The following is a 4,002-nucleotide window of genomic DNA, read 5'->3' as shown; positions in this document are numbered from 1 at the left end:
GTGATGAACAGTGCCGTCTTGCTCCAGACGTCCGGATTGGCGGTCAGGGCATCGAGCACCTGGTCGACATACCAGGCACCGTAGTTGGCGGGCCAGCTGGGGTGCTCGGTATACGCTTCGGGTGCCGCGATCCATGAGACCTGCGGTAGGCGGTCGGCCATGACATCCTTCTGCAGGAGGTCGAACAGCGACTGCCCATTCAGTGTATTCGTGCCCGTGCGGGCCTTGTCGTACAGCGGATTGCCCGGCTCGGCATTCCGGTACTGATTGAAGTAGAGGAGCGAGTTGTCGCCATAGTTGCCGATGTAGGGATTGGAACCCCAGCCCCAGCCGCCCGCCGCGTCGAGGCCGGTACCCACGTCCTGGTAGATCTTCCACGACACGCCGGCCGCTTCGAGACGTTCCGGGTAGGTCGTCCAGCCGTAGCCCAGCTCCGCATTGGAGAGCACCGGTCCGCCACCCTGCCCGTCGTTGCCGACGTAACCGGTCCACATGTAGTAACGGTTGGGATCGGTCGAGGAAAGCATCGAGCAGTGATACGCGTCGCAGACGGTAAAGGCGTCCGCCAGCGCATAGTGGAACGGGATGTCCTCGCGCGTCAGGTAAGCCATGGTCGTCGTGCCCTTCGACGGCACCCATTGGTCGTACTTGCCGGCGTTGAAGGCGGCGTGCGTATCGTTCCAGCCATGCGGAAGATCTTCGATGAACTGCAGGCCGAGGTTGTCCGCCTGCGGGCGGAACGGGAGCAGATAGTCGTCACTGCCGGCGGTCAGCGGCTGGTGCCAGACTGAGCGGCCACTGGAGAGCGTGAGTGTCCGGGGATCACCGAAGCCTCGCACGCCACGCATGCTGCCGAAGTAATGATCGAACGAGCGGTTCTCCTGCATGAGGATGACCACGTGTTCGACGTCCTTGAGCGTGCCAGTACGACGTGCCGCGGGTATCGCGAGCGCCTTCTGGATGGATGGCGGCAGTACCGACGCCGTGAACGCGGCACCCGCCGCGCCAAGGGAAAGCTTCAGGAAGTGTCGTCGGTCCTGGATCGTCATGCGTATCCCCGTGCGCTGGTTGTCCCCTGCGCCGGCGATTATCACGACGGGTTATGACAATTTGTGCACGTTAACGCTCCCCGCGGCTTCTCCTGTCTGAAATCGCAACGGACATCACACTTGGCTGCCATGGGCGATCCCGGCAGGAAGAGGCGTCGAGAGCGTCGCTATCCGAATCGGCCTACCGCCACCAAACCGCGACGGCATGAACCACTCCGCGTGCGGCGGCTCGTCGTTGAGTCGTCGTACTCGGGTTGATGAGGAAGGCTTCCTGTGCCCGTGCAAGCATCGGCGAGTCATCCTCGCTATCGCTATAGGCGTACCGCCATGCTTCACCGTATCCCGCTTCGGAAAGCATCCGGCACTTCTCGGCGCCGCGGCAGTGGCGCTGCATGATCCAGCCGCCACCTGCCCTTCGCAGGGTCGAGCCGATGACTTCCAGATCGCTGCCGAAGGCAACGAGCAACCGCTCGGCGAGCCATTGGGGAGCCGCCGTAACGACAACCACACGATCGCCACGGGCGATGTGCTCTCCAAGTCGTTCCATGCCATCGTCAAACCAACGCAAGCCTTGCAGGCCTCCCTCGAAACGCGTTGCGAACGCGTCGATGCTTTGCTCCACGGCAGAGCGATCAAGTCCGTAGGTGGTAATCCACAGCAGGACGGACGCGCCCGCGCGTCTCGCCCAGGAGAGGTGAAGAAGAACCCATGCCACGGGAAGGACCGGCAGTAAGGCAAGCCGCTTCCATGGAGACGCGCTAAGCAAGCCGCGCATCCAGGTTACGGTTGAATCCGCCGACAGCAGCGTCTTGTCCAGATCGAACACGGCGCAATCCCGTCGGACCTCGGGCGTCGAATCGAGCTGCACCGTTTAGTGGTTACCCTCGATCGCCTTCACGGCGTCGAGCGTCTCCTGGACATGCTTCTGCGGCTTGAGGCTCGAATAGACGTGCGTGATCTTCCCCGACGGAGCGATCACATAGGACGTACGGTCCGACCAGCCCGGCCGAAGCGTCAGCATGGCGTCGTACTCTTTTGCGATTTTCGCACCCTCGTCGGCCGCCACCGGGAACTTGCCGCCGCAGTGTTCGTTCTCCTTCGAGAAATCCGCCAGCTCACCGGTGTTGCCCGCCGTCACGCCGATCACCGTGGCGTGCAGCGCCTTGAACTTGTCGATCGCCTCCGAAAACATGTGGGCTTCGACATTGCAGCCATCCGTGTGTGCTGCCGGGAAGAAGTAGACCACCACCGGGCCTTCCTTCAGGGCATCGGCGAGCCTGAAAGTAAACGGCTTGCCGGCGAGGTAGGCCGGCGCGGTGAACTCCGGCGCCTGTGTGCCTTCCTTCAGGGCGGCGGAGGCGGGGGTGGCGAGCGCGGCCGTACCGGCCAGTGCGAGTGCGGCGAGGATCATCAATGGCTTCACGGCGGGAGTCTCCTTGGGCAGGGATAGAAAGACAGCATACATATACGTCAGGCGAGGTGTCGTGGATGCCGTCCTGGAGCAGCTTCCCTGAACCCATCTGGCGCTAGCTCTCAGCTCTTCTTCAGAAAGCAGACCTTGAGCACAAGACCCTTGATTTTGTCGGAGTTGCCTTCGATGTGCTCGGCATCGCCTTCGACCAGACGGATATTGCGGATCACCGAACCCTGCTTGAGCGGAATGGACGAGCCTTTCACCTTCAGGTCCTTGATCACCACAACGGTGTCGCCATTGTTGAGGACGTTGCCGTGGACATCGCGCACCACGGCGTCGCCCTCCTCGGCAGACGCCGACCGCTGGGGCCATTCGTGCGAGCAATCCGGACAGACGTAGCTGTCGCCGTCGGGGTAGGTGTTTTCCATGTTGCAAAGCGGACAAGCAGGGATATCGGATGTTTCCACGGCAAAGCGCTCTTATCTGGTAGGTAACCGCAAATAGTAGCCGCTTATGCTTCTTTTCAGAGCCAGCGCACGTATCGGCGAATGTAGACCGTCTTCACAATCTGGGTCAGGACACAGTAAGTAAGCACCGTGACGGCAACCCAGCCGAAGTAGACAGGCGGCAAGGCGACGAAGCCGAATGTCGACCCCAGCGAGGTGAAGGGTAAGACCAGGCCGATCAGGATCGTGGCCGTCGTCAACGCCAGGACCGGAGCGGAAGCCACGCTCTGCAGGAATGGGATCCGGCGCGTACGGATCATGTGGACGATCAGCGTCTGGGTCAGCAGGCTCTCGATAAACCAGCCTGTCTGGAAGAATGACTGGTGCGCGGGCGAATTCGCGCCGAAGACATGCCAGAGCAGCAGATAAGTGGTGATATCGAAGATGGAACTGACCGGACCGATCCACACCATGAAACGGCCGATGTCGCTGGCATCCCATTTTCGCGGCTTGCGCAGGTACTCGTCATCCATGCGATCGAACGGAATCGACAGCTGCGAGGTGTGGTACAGCAGGTCCAGCACCAGAAGTTGCAACGGCAACATCGGCAGGAACGGCAGGAAGGCGCTCGCCACCAGCACCGAGAACATGTTGCCGAAGTTCGAGCTGGCGGTCATCTTGATGTACTTGATGATGTTGCCGAAGGTGATGCGGCCTTCGATCACACCCTCCTCAAGCACCATCAGGTTCTTTTCCAGCAGGATGATGGAAGCCGACTCCTTGGCGATATCCGTGGCCGTATCGACCGAGATGCCGACATCGGCCTGGCGCAATGCCGGTGCATCGTTGATACCGTCGCCCAGGAAGCCGACGGTGTGGCCCTGGCGTTGCAGGGACTTGACGACACGCGCTTTCTGCAGCGGCGCCATCTTGGCGAAGACGGTCGTTCGCTTGACCAGCGCATCGAGCGCATCGTCGTCCAGGGGCTCGATGTGCTTGCCCTGCGCGGAGTGCTCCACATCCAGGCCGACTTCACGGCAGATCTTACGCGTGACCGCTTCATTGTCCCCGGTGATGACCTTCACCTCGACAC

5 protein-coding genes are annotated in these 4,002 nt (G+C 61.5%); all 5 read right to left on the bottom strand.

The window, feature by feature from the left end:
- Nucleotides 1–1,049: alkaline phosphatase family protein (locus AC1DSN_RS19570; RefSeq protein WP_477332349.1), on the bottom strand; the 1,049-nt coding region annotated here is incomplete at its 3' end.
- A 181-nt stretch (nucleotides 1,050–1,230) separates the two neighbouring features.
- Nucleotides 1,231–1,875, bottom strand: coding sequence for a haloacid dehalogenase-like hydrolase (locus AC1DSN_RS19565; protein ID WP_477295518.1), 645 nt, complete (start codon nucleotides 1,873–1,875; stop codon nucleotides 1,231–1,233).
- Between the two features lie 45 nt (nucleotides 1,876–1,920).
- Nucleotides 1,921–2,472, bottom strand: a complete 552-nt coding sequence (locus tag AC1DSN_RS19560; protein WP_477295516.1) for a peroxiredoxin — start codon at nucleotides 2,470–2,472, stop codon at nucleotides 1,921–1,923.
- A 110-nt stretch (nucleotides 2,473–2,582) separates the two neighbouring features.
- Nucleotides 2,583–2,930, bottom strand: coding sequence for a zinc ribbon domain-containing protein YjdM (locus AC1DSN_RS19555; protein WP_477295514.1), 348 nt, complete (start codon nucleotides 2,928–2,930; stop codon nucleotides 2,583–2,585).
- Between the two features lie 56 nt (nucleotides 2,931–2,986).
- Nucleotides 2,987–4,002: HAD-IC family P-type ATPase (locus AC1DSN_RS19550; protein WP_477332347.1), on the bottom strand; the 1,016-nt coding region annotated here is incomplete at its 5' end.

It is taken from the genome of Luteibacter sp. P4_D7_3 (assembly GCF_056401735.1).
This window is presented reverse-complemented; position numbering and strand designations above follow the sequence as displayed.